The 21,918-nt window shown below is 50.3% G+C and carries 26 protein-coding genes and 1 tRNA gene; 23 read left to right on the plus strand and 4 right to left on the minus strand.

Annotated elements, in window-relative coordinates; all coding sequences use genetic code 11:
• Positions 1-2 precede the first annotated feature (2 nt).
• The 13 genes from rpsP to HMPREF0980_RS03975 all read left to right on the plus strand — a co-directional run bounded on the left by rpsP (position 3) and on the right by HMPREF0980_RS03975 (position 8,148).
• On the plus strand, positions 3-248 hold the full coding sequence (rpsP, locus tag HMPREF0980_RS03915) for a 30S ribosomal protein S16 (protein ID WP_040434602.1): 246 nt from the start codon (positions 3-5) through the stop codon (positions 246-248).
• A gap of 23 nt (positions 249-271) precedes the next feature.
• Positions 272-502, plus strand: a complete 231-nt coding sequence (locus tag HMPREF0980_RS03920) for a KH domain-containing protein (protein ID WP_049727813.1) — start codon at positions 272-274, stop codon at positions 500-502.
• 91 nt (positions 503-593) lie between these two features.
• Positions 594-1,100 carry a ribosome maturation factor RimM gene (rimM, locus tag HMPREF0980_RS03925; protein WP_049727814.1) on the plus strand — a complete coding sequence of 169 codons (507 nt, stop codon included), beginning with the start codon at positions 594-596 and terminating at the stop codon, positions 1,098-1,100.
• On the plus strand, positions 1,100-1,840 hold the full coding sequence (trmD, locus tag HMPREF0980_RS03930) for a tRNA (guanosine(37)-N1)-methyltransferase TrmD (protein WP_049727815.1): 741 nt from the start codon (positions 1,100-1,102) through the stop codon (positions 1,838-1,840). The genes rimM and trmD overlap by 1 nt, the downstream gene beginning before the upstream one ends.
• A 93-nt stretch (positions 1,841-1,933) precedes the next feature.
• Positions 1,934-2,713, plus strand: coding sequence for an SDR family NAD(P)-dependent oxidoreductase (locus HMPREF0980_RS03935; protein ID WP_049727816.1), 780 nt, complete (start codon positions 1,934-1,936; stop codon positions 2,711-2,713).
• Positions 2,714-2,836: 123 nt separating this feature from the next.
• Entirely contained in the window at positions 2,837-3,184 is a 348-nt protein-coding gene (gene rplS, locus HMPREF0980_RS03940) for a 50S ribosomal protein L19 (RefSeq protein WP_049727817.1), read from the plus strand.
• A 128-nt stretch (positions 3,185-3,312) separates the two neighbouring features.
• Entirely contained in the window at positions 3,313-3,903 is a 591-nt protein-coding gene (lepB, locus tag HMPREF0980_RS03945) for a signal peptidase I (RefSeq protein ID WP_049728317.1), read from the plus strand.
• Positions 3,904-3,914: 11 nt separating this feature from the next.
• Positions 3,915-4,763 (plus strand): ribosome biogenesis GTPase YlqF, encoded by an 849-nt coding sequence (gene ylqF, locus HMPREF0980_RS03950; RefSeq protein ID WP_049727818.1) that lies wholly within the window; start codon positions 3,915-3,917, stop codon positions 4,761-4,763.
• Between the two features lie 41 nt (positions 4,764-4,804).
• The gene (gene lepB, locus HMPREF0980_RS03955) at positions 4,805-5,371 is read left to right on the plus strand and encodes a signal peptidase I (protein WP_049728318.1); all 567 of its coding nucleotides are present in this window, start codon (positions 4,805-4,807) and stop codon (positions 5,369-5,371) included.
• A complete protein-coding gene (locus HMPREF0980_RS03960; RefSeq protein WP_049727819.1) occupies positions 5,364-6,023 on the plus strand; it encodes a ribonuclease HII in 660 nt (219 codons plus the stop codon). Before lepB (HMPREF0980_RS03955) ends, HMPREF0980_RS03960 begins: the two co-directional genes overlap by 8 nt.
• A 29-nt stretch (positions 6,024-6,052) precedes the next feature.
• The gene (locus HMPREF0980_RS03965) at positions 6,053-6,403 is read left to right on the plus strand and encodes a YraN family protein (protein WP_049728319.1); all 351 of its coding nucleotides are present in this window, start codon (positions 6,053-6,055) and stop codon (positions 6,401-6,403) included.
• 9 nt (positions 6,404-6,412) lie between these two features.
• Positions 6,413-7,246, plus strand: a complete 834-nt coding sequence (pgeF, locus tag HMPREF0980_RS03970; protein WP_049727820.1) for a peptidoglycan editing factor PgeF — start codon at positions 6,413-6,415, stop codon at positions 7,244-7,246.
• A 20-nt stretch (positions 7,247-7,266) separates the two neighbouring features.
• Entirely contained in the window at positions 7,267-8,148 is an 882-nt protein-coding gene (locus HMPREF0980_RS03975) for a mechanosensitive ion channel family protein (protein WP_049727821.1), read from the plus strand.
• A 61-nt stretch (positions 8,149-8,209) separates the two neighbouring features.
• Here the strand turns inward: HMPREF0980_RS03975 and HMPREF0980_RS03980 are convergent.
• Positions 8,210-8,282: transfer RNA gene (locus HMPREF0980_RS03980), tRNA-Thr, on the minus strand.
• 141 nt (positions 8,283-8,423) lie between these two features.
• Here HMPREF0980_RS03980 and HMPREF0980_RS03985 point away from each other — a divergent pair.
• A complete protein-coding gene (locus HMPREF0980_RS03985; RefSeq protein WP_049727822.1) occupies positions 8,424-9,329 on the plus strand; it encodes a S66 peptidase family protein in 906 nt (301 codons plus the stop codon).
• Between the two features lie 116 nt (positions 9,330-9,445).
• Positions 9,446-10,354, plus strand: coding sequence for a tyrosine-type recombinase/integrase (locus HMPREF0980_RS03990; protein WP_049728320.1), 909 nt, complete (start codon positions 9,446-9,448; stop codon positions 10,352-10,354).
• 8 nt (positions 10,355-10,362) lie between these two features.
• On the opposite strand, the gene HMPREF0980_RS03995 is transcribed toward HMPREF0980_RS03990, so the two are convergent.
• Positions 10,363-11,394 carry a 3-deoxy-7-phosphoheptulonate synthase gene (locus HMPREF0980_RS03995; protein ID WP_049727823.1) on the minus strand — a complete coding sequence of 344 codons (1,032 nt, stop codon included), beginning with the start codon at positions 11,392-11,394 and terminating at the stop codon, positions 10,363-10,365.
• A gap of 154 nt (positions 11,395-11,548) precedes the next feature.
• Here HMPREF0980_RS03995 and HMPREF0980_RS04000 point away from each other — a divergent pair, with 154 nt between their 5' ends.
• Positions 11,549-11,887, plus strand: coding sequence for a hypothetical protein (locus HMPREF0980_RS04000; RefSeq protein ID WP_049727824.1), 339 nt, complete (start codon positions 11,549-11,551; stop codon positions 11,885-11,887).
• A gap of 85 nt (positions 11,888-11,972) precedes the next feature.
• Entirely contained in the window at positions 11,973-12,521 is a 549-nt protein-coding gene (locus HMPREF0980_RS04005) for a glutathione peroxidase (protein WP_049727825.1), read from the plus strand.
• Here HMPREF0980_RS04005 and HMPREF0980_RS04010 read toward each other — a convergent pair whose 3' ends face one another.
• Positions 12,522-13,508 carry an amidohydrolase family protein gene (locus HMPREF0980_RS04010; protein WP_049727826.1) on the minus strand — a complete coding sequence of 329 codons (987 nt, stop codon included), beginning with the start codon at positions 13,506-13,508 and terminating at the stop codon, positions 12,522-12,524.
• Entirely contained in the window at positions 13,505-14,068 is a 564-nt protein-coding gene (locus HMPREF0980_RS04015) for a TetR/AcrR family transcriptional regulator (RefSeq protein WP_049727827.1), read from the minus strand. The genes HMPREF0980_RS04010 and HMPREF0980_RS04015 overlap by 4 nt, the downstream gene beginning before the upstream one ends.
• Positions 14,069-14,240: 172 nt before the next feature.
• On the opposite strand from HMPREF0980_RS04015, the gene HMPREF0980_RS04020 reads away from it, so the two are divergent.
• The 6 genes from HMPREF0980_RS04020 to hypB all read left to right on the plus strand — a co-directional run bounded on the left by HMPREF0980_RS04020 (position 14,241) and on the right by hypB (position 21,914).
• Positions 14,241-15,995: an NAD(P)/FAD-dependent oxidoreductase gene (locus HMPREF0980_RS04020; RefSeq protein ID WP_049727828.1), complete on the plus strand. Its 1,755-nt coding sequence runs from the start codon at positions 14,241-14,243 to the stop codon at positions 15,993-15,995.
• Positions 15,979-17,247, plus strand: coding sequence for an NAD(P)/FAD-dependent oxidoreductase (locus HMPREF0980_RS04025; RefSeq protein ID WP_049727829.1), 1,269 nt, complete (start codon positions 15,979-15,981; stop codon positions 17,245-17,247). The genes HMPREF0980_RS04020 and HMPREF0980_RS04025 overlap by 17 nt, the downstream gene beginning before the upstream one ends.
• Positions 17,244-17,606 (plus strand): DUF1667 domain-containing protein, encoded by a 363-nt coding sequence (locus tag HMPREF0980_RS04030; protein ID WP_049727830.1) that lies wholly within the window; start codon positions 17,244-17,246, stop codon positions 17,604-17,606. Before HMPREF0980_RS04025 ends, HMPREF0980_RS04030 begins: the two co-directional genes overlap by 4 nt.
• Positions 17,607-17,620: 14 nt before the next feature.
• Positions 17,621-19,360: an FAD-binding oxidoreductase gene (locus HMPREF0980_RS04035; RefSeq protein WP_049727831.1), complete on the plus strand. Its 1,740-nt coding sequence runs from the start codon at positions 17,621-17,623 to the stop codon at positions 19,358-19,360.
• 21 nt (positions 19,361-19,381) lie between these two features.
• Positions 19,382-20,947: an FGGY-family carbohydrate kinase gene (locus tag HMPREF0980_RS04040; protein WP_049727832.1), complete on the plus strand. Its 1,566-nt coding sequence runs from the start codon at positions 19,382-19,384 to the stop codon at positions 20,945-20,947.
• A 298-nt stretch (positions 20,948-21,245) separates the two neighbouring features.
• Positions 21,246-21,914 (plus strand): hydrogenase nickel incorporation protein HypB, encoded by a 669-nt coding sequence (hypB, locus tag HMPREF0980_RS04045; protein ID WP_049727833.1) that lies wholly within the window; start codon positions 21,246-21,248, stop codon positions 21,912-21,914.
• Positions 21,915-21,918: the final 4 nt, after the last annotated feature.

Here is a 21,918-nt window from a genome sequence, read left to right on the forward strand (position 1 = left end):
AGATGGCAGTAAAAATCAGATTAAAAAGAATGGGACAGAAGAAGGCTCCTTTCTATAGAATCGTTGTAGCAGATGCAAGATCTCCGAGAGATGGCAAGTTCATCGAGGAAATCGGCACCTACGATCCGAACCAGGACCCAAGCGTATTCAAAGTTGATGAAGAAGCGGCCAAGAAGTGGTTAGGCACTGGCGCACAGCCGACAGAAGCTGTAAACAAGATCTTCAAAGCAGCCGGAATCGAAAAATAGGCTGAAGTCTGGAGGCGTATAGCATGAAAGAATTAGTGGAAGTAATTGCGAAGGCACTGGTCGACGATCCTGACAGCGTAGTGGTTACGGAGCGGGAGGATAAGAAGACAACGATTCTGGAAGTACATGTCGCAGATTCCGATATGGGAAAAGTGATTGGAAAGCAGGGGCGTATCGCCAAAGCAATCCGTTCTGTCGTTAAGGCAGCCGCGGCAAAGGAAGATAAAAAAGTAATCGTAGATATCATGGATTAATTTTTTGGGGGCCGGCCTCCTGTTCACGCAGGGTACCGGCCCTTTTTGGCATTCGTGCGGACAGGGGAATGCCCTGATAAGGAGAACTCAGATGGAAAAGATGCTTAAGGTGGGAGTCATTACAACGACCCACGGAATCCGGGGAGAGGTAAAAGTATTTCCGACAACCGATGACCCGGGACGTTTTAAAATGTTGAAGCACGTGATACTGGATACGGGAAAGGGTACGATGCAGCTTGAGATTGAGCAGGTCAAATTCTTTAAACGGCTGGTCATCCTCAAATTCAAGGGTATTGATAATATAAATGACGTGGAACGATACAAAAGATGTGAACTCTTTGTAGAGAGAGAGAATGCAGTACCTCTTGAAGAAGGAGAATACTTCGTGGCAGATATGATCGGCATGGACGTCCAGACGGACGACGGCGTGCTGTTCGGCACGCTTAAGGATGTCATAGAGACCGGGGCCAACGATGTATACGCTATCGCCAGCCCGGTACATGGCGAGGTGCTTGTACCGGCCATACGCGAATGTGTCCTGGATATTGATATCGAACAGGGCATGATGACGATACATTTGATGGAGGGGCTCATATAATGCGGTTTTATATCATGACATTATTTCCCGACATGGTGATGAACGGGCTTGGCACAAGTATTACCGGGCGGGCGATGGAGAAGAACCTGCTCGGAGTAGAGGCTGTCAATATCAGAGACTATGCGTTCAACAAGCATAACAGCGTAGACGATTATCCGTACGGCGGAGGAGCCGGCATGCTGATGCAGGCGGAACCGGTATATCAGGCTTACAGCGCCGTTAGGGAAAAGGCAGGCAGAAGCCCAAGGGTCATATATCTCTCCCCCCAGGGTCGTACGTTTGATCAGGAGATGGCAGAAGAACTGGCCCGGGAAGAGGAACTTGTACTGCTCTGCGGGCATTACGAAGGGATTGATGAAAGGGTGCTGGAAGAAATTGTGACAGATTACGTGTCCATCGGAGATTATGTGCTGACAGGAGGAGAACTTCCGGCCATGGTCATCGTTGACGCCGTCTCACGTCTCGTGCCGGGGGTGCTTCATAACGACGTGTCCGCGGAGTTCGACAGCTTTCAGGACAATCTGCTTGAGTATCCGCAGTATTCACGTCCTGAAGTATGGCACGGGAAACAGGTTCCTCCGGTGCTGCTGTCGGGGCACCATGCCAATGTTGAAAAATGGAGAAGGGAACAGTCTGTCATTCGCACGGCCAGGAACAGGCCAGATCTGCTTGAAAAAGCGGTGCTGGATGAAAAAGAAAAGGACCTTGTCCGAGATTTGCTCGGGAGAGAGGCATATTAGCCGGAGTGGCGGGAACTTTTGGATTGACGCCTGACCCACAGGCGTATAGTATGGAAGAAGAGACAAATTCAAACAATAAAGGAGAAGGTTAGGATGGGAATATTTGATGGAAAGGTAGCAATCATAACAGGTGGGGGAAAAGCAAAGTCCATCGGCTACGGCATAGCTGTCGCTTATGCGAAAGAAGGCGCGAACCTGGCAATAACGGGAAGGAACGAAAAGAAGCTGCTGGACGCAAAAGAGGAGCTGGAACGCCTCTATGGTATCAAGGTACTGCCACTGCAGGCGGACGTGACACCGGATGAAGAATCCGAGGAAGTAGTAAAAGAAACGGTGAAGAAGGTTGCAGATACCTTCGGACGGATAGACGTGCTCATCAACAATGCACAGGCATCCGCATCAGGAATACCGCTGTCCATGCATATGAAAGACCATTTCGACCTTGGTATCTATTCCGGCCTTTATGCTGTCTTCTATTATATGAGGGCGTGCTATCCGTATCTCAAGGAGACGCAGGGGTCTGTCATCAACTTTGCTTCCGGTGCAGGGCTGTTCGGCAATGCGGGACAGAGTTCCTATGCGGCGGCGAAGGAAGGAATCCGCGGGATTTCCCGAGTCGCGGCGACGGAATGGGGCAAGGACAATATCAATGTCAATGTCGTGTGCCCATTGGCTATGACCGCTCAGCTTGAGAACTTCAAGGAAGCATATCCGGAGGCGTATGAAAAGAATCTGAAAGCTGTCCCGATGGGACGCTTCGGGGATCCGGAAAAGGATATCGGACGCGTGTGCGTACATCTTGGATCACCTGATTTCAAATATATGTCCGGCGAAACGCTTACGCTCGAAGGTGGTATGGGACAGCGCCCATAATATAAATAAATACTTGCAAAACGTTGCATAATATGATAAACTATAGCATGTTGTGAAGAAAAGAGATGGTCCTCTGATACTGATGTATTAAGAACGTCCAAGCAAACGAGGAGGTCACACATAATGAACGATATTATCAAAAACATTGAAGCGGAACAGCTGAAAGAAAACGCGCCGGTATTTAACGTAGGTGATACGGTAAAGGTTTACGGCAAGATCAAAGAGGGTAACCGCGAGAGAATCCAGGTATACGAAGGAACTGTCCTTAAGAAACAGGGCGGTGGAGCAAGGGCTACCTTTACTGTAAGAAAGAATTCTAACGGAATCGGCGTGGAGAAGACATGGCCGCTGCATTCACCGAATGTAGAGCGGGTAGAAGTCATAAGAAGAGGTAAAGTAAGAAGAGCTAAGCTGAACTACCTGAGAAACCGTGTCGGCAAGAAGGCAAAAGTAAAAGAGTTAGTAAAATAAGAACGTATACTTTTAGAACTTTAAATGTTCAATAAAGTGCGAAGAGAGGACAAGTACATAATGTATATTGTCCTCTTTCTGTTATAAGGGACAGGAGGTGGATGAGAGGCTCCGGCCTTTTATGCTGTATGAGAAGAAGAAGGAAAAGCCTCGGCTTTGCCAGGAAAAGAAGGAGAATTCGTATCAATTGGGAATATCTCCCTGTAATCGGGAAGTGGGTTTTTAAAATTGCGGTCGTCTGCCTTCTGGCCTTCGTGTACGTGTGGTATTTCGGACAGCGGGTCAGCACGATAGGCGACTCGATGAATCCGGTGCTTGAAAACGGCGATGTGGTGCTGATAAACCGGATTGTCTACAATGCCACAAGCCCGAAGCGGGGAGACATCATTGCATTCAAGCCAAAAGGCAATGATAACGCGCATTATTATATCAAGCGTATCGTAGGCCTTCCTGGCGAAACGATAGAGATAATCGAAAACAGTATCTATATTAACGGCAAGAAGATAGAGGAGGATTACGAGACGACAGACATTGATGACGTCGGGATAGCTTCCGAGAAGATTACGCTTGGCGGGGACGAGTATTTTGTGCTCGGGGACAACCGTGAAAACAGTGAAGACAGCCGTAACGCGGACGTCGGGAATGTGAAGAGGAATTATATATACGGGGAAGTCTGGTTCACGGTATCCCCGAGAAAGAATATCGGATTTGTAAGATAAGGAGAACAATTATGCATTTTCAATGGTATCCGGGTCATATGACGAAGGCGAAACGTATGATGCAGGAAAATATAAAGCTGATAGACCTGGTGATTGAACTGGTAGATGCCAGGATTCCGCTCAGCAGCAGGAATCCTGACATAGATGAGCTTGGAAAGCACAAAGCGAGGCTTATTCTGCTGAATAAGGCGGACCTGGCGGAAGAGAAATGGAATGACGCATGGGCGGAATATTTCAGGGGAGAAGGATTCTCCGTCGTGAAAGTCAATTCAAAAAAAGGCGGCGGAATGAAATCCATCCACGGCGTGATTCAGGAAGCCTGTAGAGAAAAGATAGAGCGGGACCGAAAGCGCGGCATATTGAACCGGCCCGTGCGTGCCATGGTAGTCGGAATCCCGAATGTAGGAAAATCTACATTCATCAACAGCCTGGCAGGGAAATCATGTACCAAGACGGGGAATAAGCCCGGGGTCACGAAGGGAAAGCAGTGGATACGCCTGAACAAACAGGTGGAACTGCTTGACACGCCGGGCATCCTCTGGCCGAAATTCGAGGATCAGCAGGTGGGGCTGAAACTGGCCTTTATCGGCTCTATGAAAGACGACATACTGCAGACGGAGGAACTGGGCGCTGAACTGATTCGCTTTATGCTGGACAACTATCCGGGAGTGCTGGAAAGCAAGTATACGATAGAGGAAGACGGCGACGTCTATGCCACTTTAAGCCGAATCGCGGAAAGCAGGCATTGCCTTGTACGTGGCAATGAACTGGATACGGAGAAGGCGGCGCTGCTCCTTATGGACGACTTCCGCAATGGCAAGCTGGGACGCCTGACACTGGAATATCCGCCGGAAGTATGATAGAATGCAGAGGTAAGCATGGAGAAAGGGGCACACGATATATGTCGAGACGCAGAAAAAGAGATATGGGGGGAAGTGTACTGAGGGAGCTGGGAGGCTGGCTTCTCTACATACTGATTATTGTAGGTCTCACGTACCTGATCATTACCTTCGTGGGACAGCGTACCCGGGTAAGCGGTTATTCTATGGAACCGACCCTGAGCGACGGCGACAGTCTCATTGTAGATAAGATAAGCTACCGCTTCAGGGAGCCTAAGAGGTTTGACATCATAGTATTTCCATATAAACATGAAAAGAACACATACTATATCAAGAGGATTATCGGCCTGCCGGGCGAAACGGTACAGGTAACAGACGGTTATGTATATATTGACGGGCAGAAGCTGGAAAGCGACACATATGGAGCGGAACTTATACAATCTCCGCAGACGGCGGCAAGTCCAATCACGCTTGGAGATGATGAGTATTTCGTGATGGGAGATAACAGAAACCACAGTTCTGACAGCAGGGATCCGAGCGTAGGCGTTATCCAACGGAAGGATCTGATGGGAAGGGCTTTTCTGCGTGTCTATCCGTTTGACCATATAGGAGTAATCAAACATGAATAAGCGGGAAGAAGAGAAGCTGCGCAAGCGGGAAGAGAGGCTGCAGAAAGAGCGGGAACGCACTGCAATCATGAGCATATTTGAAAAGGAATATGATTGGTGCCGCTATATCTGCGGCATAGACGAAGTAGGCAGGGGACCGCTTGCCGGGCCGGTAGTGGCCGGGGCGGTAATCCTGCCTAAAGACAATCCGATACTGTATCTGAACGACTCCAAGAAGCTGTCGGAAAAGAAAAGGGAACTGCTGTACGATGAAATCATGGAGAAAGCAGTGGCAACCGGCATCGGTATCATAGGGCCGCGGCGCATTGATGAAATCAACATCCTGCAGGCCACATATGAGGCCATGCGCATGGCGGTCGCAGACTTGAAGGTACGGCCGGACATCCTGCTCAATGACGCGGTAACGATTCCGGAAGTGGATATCCCCCAGGTACCCATCATAAAAGGAGATGCCAAAAGCATATCCATAGCGGCGGCAAGCATTATTGCCAAGGTGACCAGGGACAGGCTTATGGTGGAATATGAAGAGGTTCTGCCGGGATATGACTTTGCAAACAACAAAGGATATGGTACGAGGGCACATATCGCGGGTCTGAAAGAACTTGGACCATCACCTATACACAGGGCGACATTTATCAGGAATTTCATATGAGCGGCAATCCGCGACGGAAAGAGGTGACGATGGCTTACAATAAGAGGGCAGAGGGCAGCCGGTATGAACAGATGGCCGGAACGTATCTGGAAGAGTGCGGTTACGAGATTATCCGCTATAATTACCGGTGCCGTATCGGCGAGATTGATATCATTGCGAGAGACAAGGATGCACTCGTATTCTGTGAAGTCAAATACAGAAGGAATACATCCAAAGGACATCCCGCGGAGGCGGTGGATGCAAGGAAACAGCGGGTGCTGGCAAAATGCGCCATGTGCTATATTACCGTAAACGGGCTGTCCGGCATGTCTTGCCGGTTTGATGTGATAGCAATACTGGGGGGAGAAATCTCTCATATTAAGAATGCATTTGAATGTTGAGGAGAACAGATGAAGCTGGATTTAAAATACAAGAATAAGGAACATATATTTGACATCAGAGAAAAGGAAGGGGTGCCATATCTTGTCTATCCGCTGCTCGAAGAGACGGGAATCATAAAGCATGGATTTTCTACGAGGATGGGGGGCGTCAGCACAGAAAACTGCGCCACGATGAATATCAGCACGACGCGTGGGGACGCGCCGGAAGCCGTGACGGAGAACCGCAGACGCATAGCAGCGGCAATCGGGGTACGGCCGGAAGATATGACATACACGCACCAGACGCATACCACGAAGGTTGCAGTGGTTGAAGAAAAGGACAGAGGCACCCGTTTTATGGAGACGGATGGAATGGTGACGAATGTGCCTGACATATGCCTCGTCACATTCTATGCCGACTGTGTGCCGCTGTTTTTTGTTGACCCGGTGCATAAGGCTATCGGTCTTACGCATTCCGGATGGCGCGGCACGGTAGGGAGAATCGGGGAGGTCACGGTGGAGAAGATGGCCGAGAATTACGGCACGGATCCGAAAGACGTGATTGCTGCCATCGGGCCTTCTATCTGCCAGGACTGCTATGAAGTCAGTGAAGATGTAATCTGTCGTTTCAGGGAAAATTTTCCTGAGGACTGCTGGCCGGATATATTCTATAATAAAGAGGATGGAAAGTACCAGCTGAACCTGTGGAAGGCCAACGAACATGTTCTCACGAAAGCTGGTATACTGAAAGAACATATAGCGACGACGAATGTCTGTACACATTGTAATCCGGACATTCTTTTCTCACACAGAACGGCAGGAGAGAAAAGGGGAAACTTAAGCGCGTTCCTTGCACTTAAGTAGACGCGGGAGGAGTATAACTTATGGGAACAAACGAAGTCACAGAAGTTACGCAAGAAGCGGTAGAAAATGCAAATGAATTTGTACAGTATTTCCAGGATCATATTCCGTCCCTGATTGGATTTGGGATAAAAGTACTGATTGCGCTCATTGCATTTTTTATCGGCAGGATACTGATAAAATGGGCGAGAAAGATAGTGAGGGCATCTCTGGAACGTTCTGAGGCGGATAAAGGCGTGGAGCAGTTTGTAGATTCCGTTCTCAAAGCGGGCCTGTACGTCTTGCTCATATTTACCATTGCCGCAAAGCTGGGCGTGGATACGACATCCGTGGCGGCGCTTGTGGCATCGGGAGGCGTGGCTATCGGCCTTGCGCTGCAGGGGAGCCTGTCGAATTTTGCAGGAGGAGTGCTCATACTACTTCTGAAGCCGTTCACGGTAGGAGATTACATCATCGAGGATTCCAACGGCAATGAAGGGACTGTGAAGGAGATTCAGATATTCTACACGAAGCTCAGCACGATTGACAATAAGACGATTGTCATACCTAACGGCATGCTCACGAACAACAGCCTGACCAATGCCACGGCCAAGGACGAGCGGCGGCTCGACCTGAAGGTAGATATCTCTTATCATGCAGATTTGAGGAAGGCAAAAGATATCATTGAAAATCTGCTGAAAAAAGATGACTGCATATTGAAAGAGGAAGAGATTGTCGTGTTCGTAGATGAGCTGGCGGCGAGCGCTGTCATCATCGGAGCCCGGGCGTGGGTGAAAAGCGAGGATTTCTGGCCGACAAAGTGGCGGCTGCTGGAGGAGATCAAGCTGACGCTTGATGCAAGGGGAATAGAGATTCCGTACCAGCAGGTAACGGTGCATATGTCACAGCAGGAAGCAAAGAGATAATAGAACATAAATAGAGTAGAGAAATAATTCTCAGCAATTATTTCTCTACTCTATTTATATAAGCTGGAAATCGGACTTGAACCGACGACCCCTTCATTACGAGTGAAGTGCTCTACCGACTGAGCTATTCCAGCCTGCCGACTGCTTGACCGCAGCCACAAATATTATTATAGCGTATTTGCCAAGTTTTGCAAGAACTTTTTGCAAATATTTTAAAGATTATGTTAGAATAGGTTATACAATGCATAAAAATCGTATTTGATGAGGAATGAGATATGGAACATAGAGTGATTTATCCCCGTCCGTTGAAAAAAGGGGATCAGGTATGTGTTATTGACCCGGCCAATGCATTTACGGAGGAAGGAATCCGCAATGCGCGGGCATTTTTGGAAGGGAAAGGGTTTCGAGTCGTCTTTTCGGAGGATATGGCATTTAAACGGGGAACGGCCGAAGAGAGGGCAGACAGGCTGAATGGCGTACTGCGCGACCGAAGTAACAGGGCGGTGCTCTGTATGTGGGGCGGCTATGGTACGATACCGCTGCTTGATAAGATAGACTATGAGGCGGTAAGAACCAACAGGCCCATATTTTCCGGATTCAGTGATATTACGGCAATCCACACAGCCTTCCAGAACAGGGCAGGCCTTGTGACATTCCACGGTCCTGCTCTTTACAGTCCCAAACGTCCGGTAACACCAGAGGCGCAGAAGCAGTTTATAGATATGGTGATGCACCCGCAAAGCAGGAGAGAATTATGTAACCTGAATGGCGAACCGTTCCGCACCATCAGAGGGGGAACCGCGCAGGGCCGCCTTACAGGGGGGAACATGACAATCGTAAGCCGGCTTATGGGGACGCCTTATGAGATTGACACAGAAGGCAAAATCATTTTTCTGGAAGAGGTGGGAGAGAAGCCGTACCGCCTCCATGGAATGCTGTATCAGCTCAAGCTCGGCGGAAAATTCAAGGATGCCGCGGGCGTCATCATCGGCGGGCTGACCGGGTGTGACGACGAAGGCCGTCCTGGAAGCGGAGAGGAGGCTGTCCGTACCGTTCTGGAAGATACGGATATCCCTGTCATCTGCAATGTGCGCGCAGGCCACTTGCGTGATCCTCTGACGCTGCCCCTTGGGTCAGAAGCAAAGCTGGAAGGAGACAGAGTGATCATCATAGGGACATAAATGCAGAAGCGGAGCTTTTCTTGTATTTTTTGTGATTTTATGTTATAGTATGAATAATACTACTAACATTATTAAAACATTTTTCGTACAAGCGGGGAGGGGTTCCAGTGGAGTGCATGCTGACGACTGATCTGGCGTCAAAAAAGCTCGGCCAACGTATATGGCCGGACTATACGAAGCATTTTAAAAGCAGCACGACTGCGGCGTCATACCGGGCGGACATACAGGAATTCATGGAATTTTGCGGGAAGGATTTTCTCAGGACGGACAGGGAGGACGCAGAAAGATATTATCTGTATCTCAAGGAAAGGCAGGAACATGATGTTCTGGGCACACAGACAGTATCCAAGAAGATAAGAGAGCTCCATTCCTTTGCCGGATTTATAGAAGAAAACAGAACTGTTTATGCGATAAGAGAAGAGTTTCAAGACCACTTCCGCCTCTTCATAAGCCGGCTGGAAAGACAGGAAAAGCTGGCGGGATCAATACCTGTAGAACATGTGGACGCGCTATTTAGAGCAGCAGAGGATAATCTGATGGCCTATACCATCTTTACCCTGCTGTACAGAGTGTCACTGTCTTCGACAGAGATTGCGGGACTTCGGATCGGAGACTTTGCAGCCTACGACGATGGGGTATATGTGTTGGCAGGGAACCGGAGAGAACCATGCTTCGTACCAGATGACGCAGCAGAAGTACTGGAGCGGTATCTTGAAAAAAAAGCCACGGAAGGATACCTGTTTTGCAACAGCCGTGGAAAGAAGCTGAACGTGATGTTCATAAGCCGTCTTATGAAGAAGTATACTTTACAGGCCGGGATTCCGGGCTACAGCGCACAGGAGCTTAAGAATTCCTGTGCGTTCACCCTGTTTGCCTATGGGGCCGGACCGGAAGAGACAGCCCGGCAGCTCGGAATTACAGTGACGCAGATTAAGCGCTACCGCGGCAGGAGCTACCGGGAAAATATGATGAGGAAAGCCAACGAGCTTGTTAAGCTCAAGGTTGAGCCGCCCGGAAAACAGTGAAGGGACTCCTACGCTTCATCCGCAATTTTCAAGATAAGCCGGCGAGTGTCTTCCCATCCAAGACATGGATCCGTGATAGACTTTCCATATACACGGCTGCTGTCGATCGGCTGGCAGCCTTCTTCGATATAGCTTTCTATCATTACACCTTTGATGAGGCTTTTCAGCCCGGAATTGTATCTGCGGCTGTGAAGCACTTCGCTGACAATCCGTATCTGCTCTTTGAACTGCTTGTCGGAATTAGAATGATTCGTGTCAATCACTGCTGCAGGGTTCCTCAGTTCCCGTTCCTGATACAGCGCAAGCAGACGCACCAGATCCTCATAGTGGTAATTCGGGATACATGTACCGTACTTGTCCACACCTCCCCTGAGTATTACATGTGCGAGCGGATTGCCGTCTGTCGCCACATCCTGCCCGCGGTAGATGAAGCTGTGAGAGTTCTGTGCGGCGGTAACGGAGTTGAGCATGACGGAGAGATCTCCACTCGTAGGGTTCTTCATACCGACAGGAATATCCATTCCACTGGCGGTCAGGCGGTGCTGCTGGTTCTCGACAGAGCGTGCGCCGATGGCTTCGTAGGAAAGTATATCGTCCAGGTAGCTGCGGTTTTCTGGATACAGCATTTCGTCCGCGGCAGTGAGCCCGCTCTCTTTTATAGCGCGTATATGCATCTTGCGGATTGCGATAATGCCTCCCAGAAGGTCGGGGGCTTGATCGGGTACGGGCTGGTGGAGCATGCCTTTGTAGCCCGCTCCCGTAGTGCGGGGCTTGTTCGTATAGATTCTGGGGATAAGCACAAGCCGCTCGCGCACATCGTCATTCAGCCTTGCCAGACGGCTGACATATTCACATACGGAGTCCTCATTGTCAGCAGAACATGGACCTACGATCACCACGAACCTGTCGGATAAACCTGTGAAAATGTCGCGGATCTCCTTATCCCGCTTCCGTTTTAATGCAATCATATCATCTGTCAGCGGATACTCTGATTTTAAGTCCGCCGGAAGAGGAAGTTCTTTATTTACAGTCATTCCCATTACATCACCTGCTTTCTCTATTATACGGAGTTGATTGTACCATAGTTGGCGCATTTTGTAAAAATATGTTGATACTTGCGATTTCTTTTACTATATTTTGACATTTGGATAAGCTATAATAGAGGAAAAACAATCAGTATAAGGGGTAAAGAGTATGGAGGATAGAGAATTTAAGATTTGCACGTGGATTCATCATGCAGCCACATTCACGGGACTGTCCGCAGGCATCTGGGCGCTGGACAGGAGAACGCGAAACACGAGGCAGAAGCCGAGCGTGCTGAAAGAGACTGCGCTCGTACTGTACATAATCTGCCAGATATGGGCGGCAGTTAAGATCGTGGCGTCCCTTCTGTCCGGCAGGGAGCGGTTGAAAGACAGTTATGACAATATACACAGCCTGTGCAATGATAAGAAGAAGGAGAGGGGGCTCACCTGGATGCTTACCATCGTATCAGCCTGTGTAAAGACAGGCACGCCGGTGCTGCTCAGATAGATTTCAGATGCCTCCAATTGGGAATAATTACTGCATTATCAATGCATACTAAATGAAACATGATTACCAGGAGGAGTGGAAGCATATGAATATGAACGAGATTGAATTGAGACGTATTGACGGTACGATGGAAAGTATGGAGAAGTATAAGGGGAAGATCCTTCTTGTCGTGAATACAGCGAGCAAATGCGGGTTTACCCCGCAGTACGAGGAACTGGAAGCTCTCTACCGCAAATACCGTGAGAAAGGATTTGAAATTCTTGCGTTTCCGTGCAACCAGTTTAAGGAACAGGAGCCAGGCGATGATAAGGAAGTGGAGGCATTCTGCAGAAAGAATTACGGAGTGGACTTTCCTGTATTTTCAAAGACGGAGGTAAAGGGGGAACACGCGCATCCACTCTACCGCATTCTGACCGAACAGCAGGAATTCAGAGGATTCGACTCCGAACACCCGCTGAGCGGAAAGCTTCACGAGATTCTGTCTGCCGAGGACCCGGATTATACGGAAAAGAATGACATCAAGTGGAATTTTACGAAATTCCTGATCAACAGGGACGGTACCGTCGTAGACCGGTTCGAGCCAACCGCCGGTATGGATAAAGTAGAGCAGGCGGTAGAGCAGCTGTGCAGATGATCATTTTATGAAATCAAGAAAATTATAGGAATAGATATGTTCCAGTACAGGGCCGGGCAGCCCGAGTCCATGCATGGTGACAGGAGGTCTCTCGACGACATAGTGACCGTCTGATTCAAGAAGATAGTCACCTTCTGTCTCAAGATAACTTCGGATCAGCTTGACGCGGGACCGGCATTCTTCCAGATTGAGCGGAACGTCTTCCGATTTGATGAGTGCGCGTGCCCCGATGTCTGTGCCATAAAGGATACGGCTCTCGTATGCCAGGAAGAATTCCCTTGCCCTGTCAGCCTGAGACGACAGATTGTAGTAGAGCTCGATGCCAGGCGTGATATCGATCCTCATTTCAGGAAAGGCATCCAGTATTTCGGACAGCCGTTCAAGCTGTTTAGAGAGGAAGAAAAAATGTGGAAATAAAATTTTAAGCCGGGGGTGCCGTTCTAAGACATGCAGTATCTGGCCGTACTGGTCTTCATTGCCTATGAAAGTGCCGTCATAGAACCACCCGGCTTTTTTTACATAGTCGGCTACATGCTCTGCATCCCAGAATTCTTCCGGATCATTTATATGCATATACACAGGTATCTGCTCCTCTTCCAGCCTTGCCCAGTATGTCTCCCATACAGGGCTGTCAAAGTCTGGTACATGGAAGTGCTTTCTCACATCGGGCTTTCCCTCCAGCATCTTGATACCGGTACAGCCCATATCCATAAGCCTGGTCACCTCTTTGTCGAGACGTCCGGAAAGCCGGGAGGCACTGTCCGTGGAAAGGTCAGCCGTATCGTAGACAGAACGTGCGATGCCGCCAAAGACATATACAGGTACGGAGCACTGTTCTTTGAATGCGAAGGCATCTTCTTCCACCGGCAGGAGCCCTCCCTTTGGTATGCACTGCAGTGCCACCGCTTCAAGTCCAATCTCACGTATAATCTTATTCAGGCGGTCCATGCCGACGGAAGCGGCGTAGTGAATATGTGCGTCAATCATAAGAACTCCTCCTGTATGAATTGTTCGGTCTGCTGAATGAACCTTGCGGGGTCAAGTTCGCCGTTGCCAAGCTTCTGGTGTAGGAAGAGTCCGTCGGACAGGAGCAGAAGCAGCCAGGCAAAATAGTCGGGGGGAACCCGGTCTGTGCGTTCGCTGATTTTTTCTGATATGACAGAAGCGAATTCCCGGTAGCGGTCCAGAAGCTTTTCACGGATAGCTTCATTTCCAAGCATAGCGTCGTAGAAAAGATGAAGCCGCATCCCCGCGGTAGAGATATCCCGTTCCAGAATATACTTTACAAGCCTGTGTACGGAAGTATCCTTTGAGGCATCCCCGGTCCATTCGATGAGGTCATGATACTGCCGGTCCAGATACTTGTCCGTGATATCAAACAGAATGTCGGTCTTCGTCTTATAATGGTAATACAGCGTACCTTTCGAGATTCCGGCAAAACGCGCGATCTCAGACAGGGAGATATCAGAAAGCTTCTTAGACTTCAGCAGATCTTCCGTTGCCTCGATTATCAGTTCTTTTACATTGTCTTTTCTTGGTGCAGCCATATCAAATCCCCTTAATCCTTTTATATATCCAGTTTACAGCCCGTGCCCCGGAAAGTCAATTTCAGAATTCTTCCGGCAGAAACTGCTTTCTGATTGACAATTAAAAATCGCTTTGCTACTATGAGAATAAGAAGTCGGTCGTGTGGACGACTATCGGGAAAGAAGTGATTAGATGAATGGAGATAGTCTGGAAAGAAAGCTGAATAAAAAGCTGCAGAAGCACTACGGGACGGCAGTACGGGCCAGGATAGGCCAAGATGCCATCCGTGTGTCGGGGACGCTCTCCAGTTGGACGGATATTGTTGCCGCATGCAGCATGTGTGTGCAGAAGGGCTCACATCTGCATGTGGTCAATGATATCGTTCTTGACGGCGTCGCGATGCCAAAGATGCGCGAGCCGTCCTGGAGCGATGAGAAGCTGGAGGGAAGGCGGCCGGATGTACTTGTCATCGGCGGAGGAATATCCGGAGCCAGTATCGCGAGGGAGCTTTCCAAATGGAAACTGGACATCCTGCTTGTTGAGAAGGAGGCAGATCTTGCCGTTCAGGCATCGGGCAGAAATGACGGGGAGGTGCATCCGGGCGTGGACCTGAATAAAGGGACGCTGAAGCAGCACTATGTACTTCTTGGCAATAAAATGTACGGGAAAATCTGCCGGGAGCTCGACGTGCCCTTTGAGCGGTGCGGCCAGTATGTGGGATTTACCCGGTGGTGGATGTATCCTGCCGTGCTGGCCTATGTCTGGCACAGGAAGTTCATATGCAAAGTTACAGACACCGTGATTCTCGGCCGGAAGGAACTTCGCAGGAAAGAGAAAGAACTGAATCCAAAGATATACTTTGCCATGTACAATCCGAGCGCCGGTTGTGTCTGCCCTTACGGCCTCACGATAGCCTATGGTGAGAACGCGGCGGAAAACGGGGCACAGATAAGCCTCAATACGGCGGTACTCGGGATGGAGGTGAAGGAAGGGCAGATAGAAAGCGTACAGACAAACAGAGGGCGCGTCTATCCTGCCATCGTCATCAACGCGGCAGGGACTTTTGCGGAGGATATCGCAGCCATGGCAGATGACAGGTTTTATTCCATCCATCCACGAAAAGGGACGAATTCCATACTGGATAAAAAGGCAGGACATATTGTAAAAGGCATCGCATCTGTCAAGACATTGAAGCACAATCCGGCCCATACGAAAGGGGGAGGCATCCTGCATACGGTACATGGCAATCTGCTCGTAGGTCCCAATGCAGAAGAGACATACGAGAAGGAGAACTTTGCGACGAGGCAGGAGAGCATCGATGCAGTGTTTGCCAAACAGAAGATGACGGCAGGGAGGCTTGATAAGAAGGACATCATTACATATTTTACCGGAGTCCGTCCCGCTACCTATGAGGAAGATTTCATAATAGAGAAAGGCCGCAGGACACAAAACCTCATACACTGTGCAGGCATACAGTCCCCGGGCCTTACGGCCGCCCCCGCGGCTGCGCTCGATGTGGAGAAGATGGCGGTGGAAGAGCTCAGAAAGAAAAGGGCGGTAGAGCAAAATGATGCATTTAATCCGATTCGCAAAGGAATACCGGTACTGAAAGATATGCCAAAAGAAGAAAGGGACAGGATGATTCGTAAGAATCCTGATTATGGGATCATCGTCTGCCGGTGTGAAGAAATCAGCAAAGGAGAGATACTGGATGCATTGAAATCCCCCGTCGCCGTTCCTACGGTAGACGGAATCAAGAAGAGGCTGAGGCCAGGCATGGGGCGCTGCCAGGGAGGATTCTGCCTGCCCCTTGTCATGGATATCATAAGCGAGTACCTGCAGCTTCCGCCTGAGGATGTAACAAAGGCTGGAGCCGGTTCCGCCATAACGTATGGACGGACGAAAGGAGCGGGACAAAGGAGGCGGGACGATGGAGAGACCATATGACGTGACGGTGATCGGTGGCGGTCCCGGAGGACTTGCAGCCGCGCTCAAGGCAGATGAAGCGGGGGCGCATGTTCTGCTGATTGAGCGGGAGGCACGGCTGGGCGGGATACTGAAGCAGTGTATCCATGATGGATTTGGTCTGATACGGTATGGGGAAAGGCTCTCCGGGCCGGAATATGTAGAACGCTTTACAGATTCTTTCAGGCAGCGGACGATCGCATGTCTGCTCCAGACGTTTGTCACTGCGATTGATCAGCGTAAAGATGGATTCCTTCTTACGGTGGTGAATGCGCACGGTGTCATGGAATATAGGACGAAGACGATTGTGCTCGCCACCGGCTGCCGGGAACGGACGGCGAGGCAGGTGGCAATCCACGGTACAAGGCCGGCCGGCATATTTACGGCAGGGACGGCACAGCATCTGGTCAACCTGTCGGGGCAGATGCCAACGAAAAGATGTGTCATCCTGGGAAGCGGCGATATCGGCCTCATAATGGCGCGGCGTCTTACGCTGGAAGGGGCGGAGGTTGCAGGAGTGTATGAAGTCAAGCCGGAACCGTCGGGACTTAGGAGGAATATTGCCCAGTGCCTGGAGGACTATGACATTCCGCTTCATCTGTCCCAGACGGTGACAAGAGTGTTTGGCGACAGCCGTCTGGAAGCGGTGGAAGTCGCCCGTGTGGATAGTAGTATGCGCCCTGTGCCTGGAACAGAGAAAATAATCGGCTGTGATGCGCTCATACTCTCCGTGGGGCTGATACCTGAGAATGAGATTGCAGAAACGCTCAAGGTGCCGATGGACCGGGGGACAAAAGGACCTGTCTGCAATTCAGATTTCATGACCTGTGTGCCCGGCGTATTTTCATGTGGAAACGCCCTCCATGTCAGCGACCTGGTCGATTACGTATCTGAGAGCGGAGAACTGGCAGGGGCTGCCGCGGCCTGCTACCGGCCGGAGGCTGACTGTAAAGAGGATGTGCCGCTGCTGCCTGACGGCTCGCTGCAGTATATCGTGCCACAGAAGATAAATGTACATGACGGGAAAGAGACGGTTCTGTATTTCAGAAGCCGGGAGACTGTAACGGACGGTACATTCGTCATCGAAGTTGACGGAAAGGAACTGTTTGTGAAGCATTACCGGAACTTAAGGCCGCCGGAGATGGAACGAATCAAAGTGGATTTCAGCGGGTCCGGGCTGAGGGAGGATGCCAGAATCACAGTACGTATCCGGCAGAAGGAGGGAGCAAGATGAAAGAGCTGACCTGTATCGTATGCCCGAATGGATGCACGCTTTATGCAGAAGAAACGGAAGCGGGATTCCAGGTGGCCGGGAACCTGTGCAGAAGAGGGGAAGAATTTGCCATAACGGAGCTGACCAATCCGGTGAGGACGGTATGCTCTACCGTGGCAACGGCATTTCCCAGAGTACCGGTCATACCAGTCAGAGTGTCCAGGGAGATTCCGAAGGAGCGGATATTTGACGTTATGGAGGAAATCAACAAGATTGTCGTGTCAGAAAGAGTGGAAAAAGGAGCTGTCCTGATGGAAGATGTGCTTGGGCTGGGAGCAGACATCATCGTGACGAGCAGTATACTTTCAGAGCAGGAATAAAGGAGAGGAAGCATATGAGCAAACCGTACAAAGGTTTTGAACCAAAATGGGTGAAGGAGGCTGCGCCGAAAGACAGCTATCGTTCCATCTTCCGATGGGGAGATCCGGATTACGTGAAGTATCCGAAGGAATCCCTTTACAAGATGATGAAGGAAAAGTTTAATATGACGGATGACGACTTCAGACAGTACGACGGGGATATCGGGATGGACCGCGTAGAGCTGGGAGCTCCATGCGGACTCGCAGGCGTTCATCTGGATGCGCTGCGGGAAATTGCCGGGAAAGAATATGTGACGACAGAGGATTATCCCCGGCTGGCGGTAGCTTACGGCAAGACCGGATACGACGCTCTGCGGCTGCGCCGCAGGCGGGTGGACTGCCTGCCGGATGTGGTCGTGTATCCGAGTACGACGAAGCAGGTAGAAGATATCGTGGCATATTGTTCCGCACATAAGATTCCCCTCTACGTCTACGGAGGCGGGAGCAGCGTCACCCGCGGAGTGGAGCCGGTGAAGGGCGGAGTATCGCTCGACATGAGGAAGCGTTTCCAGAAAGTCATCTCCTTCAACGAGACAGATCAGACGATTACCGTGCAGAGCGGCATGGCTGGTCCGAAGCTTGAAAAGGCGCTGAACCGCGCCCCGGAATTGTTCGGGGCCAGACGCCGCTATACGTGCGGCCATTTTCCACAGTCATTTGAATACAGCAGTGTCGGCGGATGGGTCGTTACGAGGGGGGCTGGACAGAACAGTACATATTACGGCTGTATCACAGATATCGTCATGGGTCAGAAATATGCAACCCCGACGGGAACCATACAGACGAGCTGCTATCCAAGAGAAGCGACCGGACCGAACCTGAACCAGATTATGATGGGAAGCGAAGGGGCGTTTGGTGTGCTGACAGAAGTGACGCTCAAAGTATTCCGCTACATGCCTGAAAACAGGGAACGCTTTTCCTATATTTTTAGAAATTGGAAGACAGCGCGGGAAGCCGCCCGCGAGATGATGCAGTGCGAAGCAGGATTCTCTTCCGTATTCCGCCTGTCGGATCCAGAGGAGACGAACCTGATGCTGCGCCTTTATAATGTGGATGAAACGCCGCTCTGGAGCCTTCTCAACGTGCGTGGATACGAGGACATGAAACGATGTCTGTTCCTTGGATTTACAGACGGAGAGAAAGGATTCTCAAAAAATGTGGCTGACAATATCAGACGCATTGCGAGAAAATACGGGGGAATGAGCCTGACGTCTTATGTGACGAAGAGCTGGGAGAAAGGCCGGTTCAATGACCCGTATCTCAGAGATACGCTTCTGGATTTCGGAATTATGACCGATACGCTCGAATGTACCGTCAACTGGTCAAACATGGCGAAGGTACACAGGGAAGTGAGGAAAGTGTGCCATGCCCTCCCGAATACGATTGTGACGACACATATGTCGCACTGCTACCCACAAGGGGCTAACCTCTACTTCATCTTCATCACACGGATGGATGATGCGGACAGGTTTAAAGCGTACCACAGCACGATACTGGATGCTATCCAGAAGTCAGGAGCGGCCATGAGCCACCATCATGGCATAGGGAAAATGTTCGCTCCATGGCTGGAAGGGCAGCTTGGAAGAACGGAGTATGGAGCTTTTAAAGCGCTGAAAGAATATTTTGACCCGGATAATGTCATGAATCCCGGCGGTACGCTTGGCCTTGACCTACCGGAGGAGGAAAAGCGGTTTCTGAGGGATGATATCCGCTAGGGCAGGAGAGGGGGGACCTTGATGAAACAGGAACATATCGTACTTACCTTTGACGTGGGTACCCAGAGCTCCAGGGCCATGCTGATTGACAGCAGCGGAGCCATCCTTGCAAAGGCGCAGGAAAAGCATGAACCTCCATATTATTCTGTGGAGCCGGGATATGCCGAGCAGCGGCCGGATTTTTATTACGAACATATATGCAGGGCATCGCTTCAGCTAAAAGAGCGCTGTAGAGAACTGTGGGAGCGTATCGGGGCTGTGACAATAACGACAATCCGGGACACGACGGTCTGTGTGGACGAGGATGGAATCCCGCTCCGCCCTGCAATCGTATGGCTGGATAAGCGCAGGGCCAAGGGGCGGCCCGCCATGTCGCAGGTTACCCGGATCATGCTGAAAGCGGTCGGTATGGAAGAGACGGCCAATCTGCAGTATACGAAATCACACTGTAACTGGATTATGCAGAACGAGCCGGATATATGGAACCGCACGTACAAGTACCTGCTTCTTGGCGGCTATCTCACTTACAAGCTGACCGGGAACATGTCTGACGCGGCGGCCAGCCTCGTGGGGCATCTTCCTGTGGATGCGCAGAGCCGTTCCTGGCAGAAGAAGGGGGCGCTGACGCGGCCGGTCTTTGATATTCCTAATAGCAAGCTCTGCAATGTCGTCGAGAGCGGCCGGCCGCTTGGCAAAGTTACCGGGCAGGCGGCGAAGGATACGGGGCTGGCCGAGGGTATGCCGGTGCTGGCGACCGGTTCCGACAAGGCGTGTGAGATACTCGGACTTGGATGTGTGACAAAAGAGAAGGCCGCAGTCGGGTTCGGGACGACAGCAACCATTACATATACGATGGACCGGTATCTGGAACCGGAACGCTTCATACCTCCTTATATCTCGATTCTTCCGGGCTGCTATACACCTGAGATAGAGATCTACAGAGGTTACTGGCTCATATCGTGGTTCAAACAAGAATTTGCTGAAAAGGAAGTAAAACAGGCGTCCGAACTTGGGATACCTGCGGAGGAGCTGCTGAACAAGCGGCTTCAGGACATACCTGCAGGCTGTGACGGCCTGCTGTTCCAGCCTTATTTTACGCCGAATGTGACGATGCCGGCGGCAAGAGGGGCAATCATAGGCTTCTCCGACCAGCACACGAGAATACATATCTACCGTGCCATCATCGAAGGAATCAACTTTGCGCTTATGGACGGGATGCGGCTGATGGAGAGGCGGTCCGGACATAGGTTCAGGGAAGTGCGGCTTGGAGGAGGAGGTTCCAGAAGCAGTGAAATCTGCCAGATTACAGCAGACATGTTCGGCATTCCAGTCATCCGTACACAGACATACGAGGTGACAGGAATCGGAAGCGCCATGACCGCATTTGTGGCAATGGGCGTATTCAAGGACTATGAGCATGCGGTTCAGGGCATGGTACATGTAAAAGACGTGTTTGAACCAGATCTGAAGCAGCATGAGATATATGAAGAGCTGTATGCGGATATATTCCGGAACATCTATGGAAAGCTGTCTCCCCTTTACACGAAGCTGAATGAGATATATAACAGGAAAACTACAGACAGGTAATTTCAGGAAGGGGTGCATATACCCGTGGCAGCATGTTTTGTCCGGGTATATGCACCCCCTTAGCCTTTCGTTGTAAGGAGAGAATGTCCCGCCTTGTCCGATACTATAAAATTGGAATTGGCTAAACCAGATACCAAATATTAAAAATAAAAAATAATAACCAATAATAGAATTTTATTTAGTGTAAAATGCATGAAAAAATCGCTTTAAATTGACATATATTGTTTAAAATAATATAATCAAATTACAATGACAGAAAAATAACGATAACTGGTATAACCAAATGGAGATGAGAAAAATGGAAAAATTCAGGGTACTGGAAATCAAGCAGAGTGTTTTTGCAGACAATGACAAGCGGGCGGATGAGCTGAGGAAGGAGCTGAAGGCAAAGAAGGTATTTCTCCTGAATCTCATGTCTTCTCCCGGTGCGGGAAAGACGTCGACTCTGGCAAGGACGGCTGAACAGCTGAAAGACGAGATGCGGATTGGCGTGATGGAGGCAGATATTGACTCGGATGTCGATGCCAGAACGATGGCGGAGCTCGGTGTTAAGACGATACAGCTCCATACAGGGGGCATGTGCCACCTCGACGCCGGCATGACGGCCCGGGGATTAGAGGGGCTTCAGACGGACGATGTGGATCTGGCCATTCTTGAGAATGTAGGGAACCTCGTCTGTCCGGCGGAATTTGATACCGGGGCGGTAAAAAATGCCATGATATTGAGCGTGCCGGAAGGGGACGACAAGCCGTTGAAGTATCCGCTCATGTTTACTGTCTGTGACGTGGTTCTGATCAATAAGATTGACGTGCTGCCTTATTTTGACTTTGATATGGATCTATGCAGACGGAACATCTTAATGCGCAATCCGAATGCCCGGATCATTCCGGTCTGCGCGCGAACCGGCGAAGGGATTGATGTCTGGGCCGACTGGCTCCGGATGCAGGTGGAGGAATGGAGAAGATAAGGGC

Origin of the sequence: Dorea sp. D27 (assembly GCF_001185345.1) — a bacterium.
Classification (GTDB): Bacteria; Bacillota; Clostridia; order Lachnospirales; family Lachnospiraceae; genus Extibacter.

Excerpts from the sequence above, each read along its gene's own strand:
- HMPREF0980_RS04035 (WP_049727831.1), top strand. The coding sequence starts at position 17,621 with ATGAGCAAACCGTACAAAGGTTTTGAACCAAAATGGGTGAAGGAGGCT.
- HMPREF0980_RS04010 (WP_049727826.1), bottom strand. The coding sequence starts at position 13,508 with ATGATTGACGCACATATTCACTACGCCGCTTCCGTCGGCATGGACCGC.
- pgeF (WP_049727820.1), top strand. The coding sequence starts at position 6,413 with ATGAAGCTGGATTTAAAATACAAGAATAAGGAACATATATTTGACATC.
- HMPREF0980_RS03935 (WP_049727816.1), top strand. The coding sequence starts at position 1,934 with ATGGGAATATTTGATGGAAAGGTAGCAATCATAACAGGTGGGGGAAAA.
- HMPREF0980_RS04000 (WP_049727824.1), top strand. The coding sequence starts at position 11,549 with ATGGAGGATAGAGAATTTAAGATTTGCACGTGGATTCATCATGCAGCC.
- HMPREF0980_RS04005 (WP_049727825.1), top strand. The coding sequence starts at position 11,973 with ATGAATATGAACGAGATTGAATTGAGACGTATTGACGGTACGATGGAA.
- ylqF (WP_049727818.1), top strand. The coding sequence starts at position 3,915 with ATGCATTTTCAATGGTATCCGGGTCATATGACGAAGGCGAAACGTATG.
- HMPREF0980_RS04020 (WP_049727828.1), top strand. The coding sequence starts at position 14,241 with ATGAATGGAGATAGTCTGGAAAGAAAGCTGAATAAAAAGCTGCAGAAG.
- trmD (WP_049727815.1), top strand. The coding sequence starts at position 1,100 with ATGCGGTTTTATATCATGACATTATTTCCCGACATGGTGATGAACGGG.
- rimM (WP_049727814.1), top strand. The coding sequence starts at position 594 with ATGGAAAAGATGCTTAAGGTGGGAGTCATTACAACGACCCACGGAATC.
- HMPREF0980_RS04015 (WP_049727827.1), bottom strand. The coding sequence starts at position 14,068 with ATGGCTGCACCAAGAAAAGACAATGTAAAAGAACTGATAATCGAGGCA.
- HMPREF0980_RS04040 (WP_049727832.1), top strand. The coding sequence starts at position 19,382 with ATGAAACAGGAACATATCGTACTTACCTTTGACGTGGGTACCCAGAGC.
- HMPREF0980_RS03920 (WP_049727813.1), top strand. The coding sequence starts at position 272 with ATGAAAGAATTAGTGGAAGTAATTGCGAAGGCACTGGTCGACGATCCT.
- rpsP (WP_040434602.1), top strand. The coding sequence starts at position 3 with ATGGCAGTAAAAATCAGATTAAAAAGAATGGGACAGAAGAAGGCTCCT.
- HMPREF0980_RS03960 (WP_049727819.1), top strand. The coding sequence starts at position 5,364 with ATGAATAAGCGGGAAGAAGAGAAGCTGCGCAAGCGGGAAGAGAGGCTG.
- HMPREF0980_RS03975 (WP_049727821.1), top strand. The coding sequence starts at position 7,267 with ATGGGAACAAACGAAGTCACAGAAGTTACGCAAGAAGCGGTAGAAAAT.
- HMPREF0980_RS03990 (WP_049728320.1), top strand. The coding sequence starts at position 9,446 with ATGCTGACGACTGATCTGGCGTCAAAAAAGCTCGGCCAACGTATATGG.
- HMPREF0980_RS03995 (WP_049727823.1), bottom strand. The coding sequence starts at position 11,394 with ATGGGAATGACTGTAAATAAAGAACTTCCTCTTCCGGCGGACTTAAAA.
- hypB (WP_049727833.1), top strand. The coding sequence starts at position 21,246 with ATGGAAAAATTCAGGGTACTGGAAATCAAGCAGAGTGTTTTTGCAGAC.
- HMPREF0980_RS03985 (WP_049727822.1), top strand. The coding sequence starts at position 8,424 with ATGGAACATAGAGTGATTTATCCCCGTCCGTTGAAAAAAGGGGATCAG.
- lepB (WP_049728317.1), top strand. The coding sequence starts at position 3,313 with ATGAGAAGAAGAAGGAAAAGCCTCGGCTTTGCCAGGAAAAGAAGGAGA.
- HMPREF0980_RS03965 (WP_049728319.1), top strand. The coding sequence starts at position 6,053 with ATGGCTTACAATAAGAGGGCAGAGGGCAGCCGGTATGAACAGATGGCC.
- lepB (WP_049728318.1), top strand. The coding sequence starts at position 4,805 with ATGTCGAGACGCAGAAAAAGAGATATGGGGGGAAGTGTACTGAGGGAG.
- HMPREF0980_RS04025 (WP_049727829.1), top strand. The coding sequence starts at position 15,979 with ATGGAGAGACCATATGACGTGACGGTGATCGGTGGCGGTCCCGGAGGA.
- rplS (WP_049727817.1), top strand. The coding sequence starts at position 2,837 with ATGAACGATATTATCAAAAACATTGAAGCGGAACAGCTGAAAGAAAAC.
- HMPREF0980_RS04030 (WP_049727830.1), top strand. The coding sequence starts at position 17,244 with ATGAAAGAGCTGACCTGTATCGTATGCCCGAATGGATGCACGCTTTAT.